The following is a 5,298-nucleotide window of genomic DNA, read 5'->3' as shown; positions in this document are numbered from 1 at the left end:
GCGGCTGCGGCCGGCGTTGCCGCCCTGGCTGCCTCGGCCCTGACCGCCGGACTGGTGGGCGTCGCCGCAGGCCCGGCCTCCGCCGTCGAAAGCCACGAGTCCACCACCACACCGATCAAACATGTGGTGGTGATCTTCCAGGAGAACGTCTCCTTCGACCACTACTTCGCCACCTACCCCAAGGCTGCCAACACCGCCGGGGAAACCCAGCAGGGCACCGGCACCCCGGCGGCGTCCTTCACCGCCGCGAACAACACGCCCAAGAACATCAACACCCTGGCCAACGCAGGCCTGCTCGCGCCGAACAACCCCAACTCGGTCCAGCCCGAGCGGCTCTCGCCCATGCAGGCCGTCACCTGCAGCCAGGACCACAACTACCTCCCCGAGCAGCAGGCCTACAACGKCGGGGCGATGGACAGGTTTGTCCAGTTCACCAGCCGGGACGCCTGCGGCACGAACCAGTACGGCCGCCCCGGCCTGACCATGGACTACTACGACGGCAACACCGTCACGGGCATCTGGAACTACGCCCAGCACTACTCAATGAGCGACAACCACTTCAGCACCGGCTTCGGCCCCTCCACCCCGGGTGCCCTGAACCTGGTCTCCGGCCAGACCCACGGCGCCAAGGAGTACACGGCCAGCGGACAGCCCGTGGCAACTCCGGCCACCGGAAGCAGCACCGTCCGCCAGCCCGATGCCAACGGTGTGGGCACCGTCATCAACGACCCCGACCCGGTCTACGACGACTGCTCGAACAACAGCCACACCAAGACCGGCAACCTGGCCGGCATGACGGGCAAGAACATCGGCGACCTGCTCAACACCAAGGGCGTGTCCTGGGGCTGGTTCCAGGGCGGCTTCACCCCGAGCACCGCCGCGACGGCGASCAGCCCGGCGTCGTGCCTGTCCGGCCACACCAACGCCGCCGGCGCCAGCGTGGTTGACTACTCCCCGCACCAYSAGCCGTTCCAGTACTACCCCTCCACCGCCAACCCGCAGCACCTGGCACCGGCATCGGACGCGGAAATCGGCCACAACGGCCAGGCGAACCACCAGTACGACCTCACCTCGTTCAACAAGGTGGTGGACACGGACAACCTGCCCGCCGTGTCCTTCCTGAAGGCCGGCGCGTTCCAGGACGGCCAYGCCGCCTACTCSGGCCCTGTGGACGAGCAGAACTTCGTCACCAGCACCGTGAACCGGATCCAAAAATCCCGGAACTGGGACAGCACCGCCGTCGTGCTCGCCTACGACGACTCGGACGGCTGGTACGACCACGCGGCCGCGAAGGTGAAGAACTCCTCCAACACCGCCGACGACGCCGCGTGGTGCCAGAGTGCCGCAGCCAGCGGCATCCCCATGGCCGGCGGCTACGCCGACCGCTGCGGCCCGGGCCCGCGCCAGCCGCTGGTGGTCATCTCCCCCTACGCGAAGAAAAACTTCGTGGACCACACCCAGACCGACCAGGCCTCGATCCTGCGCTTCATCGAGGACAACTGGGGCACCGGCCGGATCGGCGACGCCTCCGCCGACGCCGCCGCCGGCTCCGTGAATGCCATGTTCACCTTCCACCACCAGCGCAACGACAAGGTGCTGCTCAACGAGCAGACCGGCGCCGTCGCCTCCATCAGCCACACGGACGACGCCGGCAACTCCAGGAAGTAACGCCCGCTGCAGCCCTCCCTGCAGGAACCCAGACCACATTTGTAGAAATGCCGCCAGACCAGGGTCTGGCGGCATTTCTCTTAGCCCCAGCTACGGTGGAGTACCAGCAAGTCGGCCTGACATTGGTGCCGGCCGCCGCACGCGGCCGCACAATGGGCAATATCTCAATCGTCATCTCGATCGCACCTGCGATCGGCCCGACCATTTCCGGCATCATCCTCAACGCCCTGAGCTGGCGTTTCATGTTGATCATCGTGTGGCCCGTCGCGACCTTGAATCCCATGTCGAGGATCTCCGAAACCCGTTCTTCACCTTTGTACCCGGCGTAAAATGAGAACCGGCCGGCGGCGGACGGCCGCGCTGGTGTCCCCCATGCCAGCCGGCACCCAGTTCCGTCGTCGGTCCTCAGAGTCCTCCGGCTGTTGACCCTTATGCCCGGGTTGCGCCGGGCCCTACGTTGGACACCAGCGGAGGAGGACTTCCGCCTCCTGCGGCACGACGGTGCCTGCGGTGAGACGCTGACTTCCCAAGGGGCAGCGGGCATGGCGACAGGTACAGTGAAATGGTCGGCAATCACGTCCGGCGGATACCGCTCCCTGCAGGAGAACCAAAAGGTCCAGTTCGACATTGTTCAGGGCCAGAAGGGCCCCCAAGCGGAAAACATCAGTCCGCTGTAACCTCCCCGCCGCTGATCGACGCATGGCTATTTCCGTTAAAGAGCCCCTGAATCAATGACTTCAACGCAGGGACTCTGTGGACAGCTGCAGCTCACTGGGGGAAGCTGAAGTGCCCACAGCTAATTTACCGGGTGCCGCTCCCTGCCCGTTACCCCTGCGCCCGTTCCTGATCATTCTTGAGCCAATCTTGATCTTTCAATACTCCCGGTGCCCGCCATCGTCGGAACGGCCGATCGACGGGTTGTGGTTCTGGACCCCTGTGATGCGGCGTTCAGACCCCGGAGTGGCGGGCACCGGGCTGGAGGGCGGTGTCCTAGGTCGAGGTCGGGGCCCGGACGGTTTCGCGGATGATCCATGCTGACCAGTCCAGCGGGTGCACGGAGGGGCGGCCGAGCATGGAGCCCTGGGCGGCGGTCATCCCTGCATGCATGACCGCAGAGAGTTCGGCTTCGGTTTCGATGCCGCACCTCTTGCTAAAGGGCTCCGTCATCTCCGCCATGGAAGGCGACGCGCACGCCGCCGAACTAGCCCAGTCAATGGCTAAGTCGCTCATCGAGATCGACCGCTTGCTAGGCAGAATCAGCGGAGATTTCGACGATGCATCCATTGCTCTCTTTGTCTGTCCGGTCTGTTCAGACCTCGGGTGCGGGGCACTGACGATCGAACTTCGCGCAACGACTGACACTATCTCCTGGGTGCGCTTCGGCTGGCAGGATGGAATTACCGACGAGCCGCAGCCCTGGCCACTCCCCGAACAAAGTCTTTCCTTCGAGCGGGTGACTTACGAAAGCGAGTTGCTTGCATTGCGGGATCACTTTGAGCACCTAATCAAACCGGGACGCCCCTCCTCGGCTCCGGATCCCCGCTACTCAATTCGGGACAGGGTAAAGAGCCTCTTCGCCTAGGGCTCCGTAGTCCGTTAAGCCGAGGCGCCGACTTTCAGGTTCCTCATCGAGGACCCCGACCCGCGGTGAAACCGCCACTTTGAGTAGTACCGGCGGGCCGCCCCGGCGGAACGGGGAGATTATGGTTCACCTGGCGGCACCGCAGGCTTCCGGCGGGCTTTGTACGGTGGCAGGTCAGCCGGGTCCTGGACATCGCGGAGGTGGGCGAGCAGAGCATGTTCCGGATGCCCAGGGCTCTGCGCCAGGTGCTCGATCAGGGAGAAGTGCATGTCCGGATCGAGGTCCGGATCAGCGAGGATCTGGCTAATCAATCGCCTGAGCTGAAACTGCAGAAGTCCACCTTGCGCGGCCTGAACCGGCGGGACTGAGTGATCCAAGACCGGCACTGCTGGCCGTGAGGCGTGGCCCCATCGGCGATCACCCAACGGGGGAAGCTCGAGAATAGCCATCAGTCTGCCCCTTTCACCTGTGCCGCCCGCGTAGGCTGGACGGTCGCCTTCCTCCCCTTGCCCCTGGTCTGTCCCCGCCCGGTGGTGCATTCCCAGGGACCTTGGAACATCGTGGGGTCCCGTCCCCGTGGCGATGCGTCGTCCGGGATCGTGCCCGACGTCGGGGGCCGCGACTTGCCCGACACTCGGGATGGCCTCCGGGCCGGCAATTGGCCAGCTCGGGTTCAGTCGTCGCTACCGTGGCGGCCATGGCCGCCGTTGTCATCGCCCGGCTCGGGCGTTGACCGGAGTCCGCCCTTGTCATCGCCCGGTTCGGCTCTGACGGTGGTGCCGCTGCCGGTGGACGTTTGATCGGTGGCCATCCCTCCGTTGTCATCGCCAGGTTCGGGCATGGTCCGTGACCCGCCGTTGTCATCGCCTGATTCGGCCGGACGGGCGGCTTTCTTCGCTACGGATGCTCTTTATCGTCCGCCTTCCTATTGTCGCTGGCCTTCGCTGCTGCCTTGGATGCTGCTTTGGGGGCGGCTTTGGCAGTTGTTGGAGTACTAGCTCTTGTGGCCGAATCGTCCGTGACGAGGACGTTCTTGACGTCGTCGCTGGTGCCCGTGTGCGAGCTGTTGGGCGTCTGGGCGTTGGCGGCGAGAGCGGCGGATCCGGTGAGGATGCTGCCGGTGAGGGCAGTGCGAGGGCTGCTTTTGTTTTCATGTTTCAACGGTAGGAATTCTTTGGAAAGGATAGGTGCAGGACAAATCCAAGAGTCAGCCAAGATTGGTGCCGCACTCGTCCCGCCTGCCGATTGCCGGTCGTGCCAGTCGTAGGGAAAGGTCTTGGATCATCCCAAAGAGCAAAGGACCGTTTCTGTGAAACAGGCAGCCAGAAACCCCGGGCGGAATTGCCCAATTTAGGAACGCGGACGATGGACCATCGTGGATCTGGGTTTGGGCTTGGGGCGCGCGGCATACTGTGAGGATGAAATTCACCACGACCATCCAAGGCAGCGGCAACAAGGCAGGCATCGAGGTCCCCGAGGACATCGTCAAAGCACTCGGGGCCGGCAGGCGGCCGCCGGTGGTCGTGACGATCAACGGCAAAAGCTACCGCAGCAGCATCGCGGTGATGGGTGGCCAGAACATGGTCGGCGTCAGCGCGATCAACCGTGAACTGACAGGAGCGTCCGCCGGGGACACCGTGGAGGTGGACGTCGAAGTTGACACCCAGCCGCGCATCATCGACGTTCCTGAGGACCTGGCCGCCGCCCTGGAGGCGGAACCGGAGGCAAAAGCCTTCTTTGCGACGCTGAACTACAGCAGCCAGCGGCGTTACGTGGAGCCACTCGCAGATGCCAGGACCGCAGAAACCCGCTCCCGCCGGGTCGCCAAGGTGGTGACCGACCTCAAAGCCGGCAAGAAATAACTCAGGCCCAAGTGCCTCGGGAGCCAGTGCTGTCGTTCTAGACGATATGTGTGAAGGGTTGTGGCCCGGGCTGGGTTCTGGTCCTTCTGATCGTCCATTGTCGCCGGGCGGTTCCGGACCGCGGGCCTTGGGGTGTGGCTGGTTTCGGGTGGCCGCGGTCCGGGACCTTTCCCCGGCGTGAATGGC

7 protein-coding genes and 1 pseudogene are annotated in these 5,298 nt (G+C 64.5%); 6 read left to right on the top strand and 2 right to left on the bottom strand.

Annotated elements, in window-relative coordinates:
• The 5 genes and pseudogenes from AC1DFE_RS23660 to AC1DFE_RS23640 all read left to right on the top strand — a co-directional run.
• A partial coding sequence (locus AC1DFE_RS23660) for a phospholipase C (RefSeq protein WP_476908269.1) occupies positions 1-1,668 on the top strand: 1,668 nt, incomplete at its 5' end.
• A 116-nt stretch (positions 1,669-1,784) separates the two neighbouring features.
• A pseudogene (locus AC1DFE_RS23655) lies at positions 1,785-1,937 on the top strand (MFS transporter); the annotation flags it as partial.
• Positions 1,938-2,210: 273 nt separating this feature from the next.
• Complete coding sequence (locus tag AC1DFE_RS23650; RefSeq protein WP_476908268.1) at positions 2,211-2,345, top strand: cold-shock protein; 135 nt, start codon at positions 2,211-2,213, stop codon at positions 2,343-2,345.
• A 428-nt stretch (positions 2,346-2,773) separates the two neighbouring features.
• Complete coding sequence (locus AC1DFE_RS23645; RefSeq protein WP_476908267.1) at positions 2,774-3,250, top strand: hypothetical protein; 477 nt, start codon at positions 2,774-2,776, stop codon at positions 3,248-3,250.
• A gap of 200 nt (positions 3,251-3,450) precedes the next feature.
• On the top strand, positions 3,451-3,618 hold the full coding sequence (locus AC1DFE_RS23640; protein WP_476908266.1) for a hypothetical protein: 168 nt from the start codon (positions 3,451-3,453) through the stop codon (positions 3,616-3,618).
• A gap of 305 nt (positions 3,619-3,923) precedes the next feature.
• On the opposite strand, the gene AC1DFE_RS23635 is transcribed toward AC1DFE_RS23640, so the two are convergent.
• Both AC1DFE_RS23635 and AC1DFE_RS23630 read right to left on the bottom strand, forming a co-directional pair.
• The gene (locus tag AC1DFE_RS23635; RefSeq protein WP_476908265.1) at positions 3,924-4,061 is read right to left on the bottom strand and encodes a hypothetical protein; all 138 of its coding nucleotides are present in this window, start codon (positions 4,059-4,061) and stop codon (positions 3,924-3,926) included.
• Between the two features lie 86 nt (positions 4,062-4,147).
• Positions 4,148-4,411 (bottom strand): hypothetical protein, encoded by a 264-nt coding sequence (locus AC1DFE_RS23630; RefSeq protein WP_476908264.1) that lies wholly within the window; start codon positions 4,409-4,411, stop codon positions 4,148-4,150.
• A 257-nt stretch (positions 4,412-4,668) separates the two neighbouring features.
• Between AC1DFE_RS23630 and AC1DFE_RS23625 the strand changes: the two genes are divergently transcribed.
• A complete protein-coding gene (locus tag AC1DFE_RS23625; RefSeq protein ID WP_476908263.1) occupies positions 4,669-5,112 on the top strand; it encodes a YdeI/OmpD-associated family protein in 444 nt (147 codons plus the stop codon).
• Positions 5,113-5,298: the final 186 nt, after the last annotated feature.

The sequence above is a fragment of the Arthrobacter sp. 05T423 genome (assembly GCF_056396245.1).
This window is presented reverse-complemented; position numbering and strand designations above follow the sequence as displayed.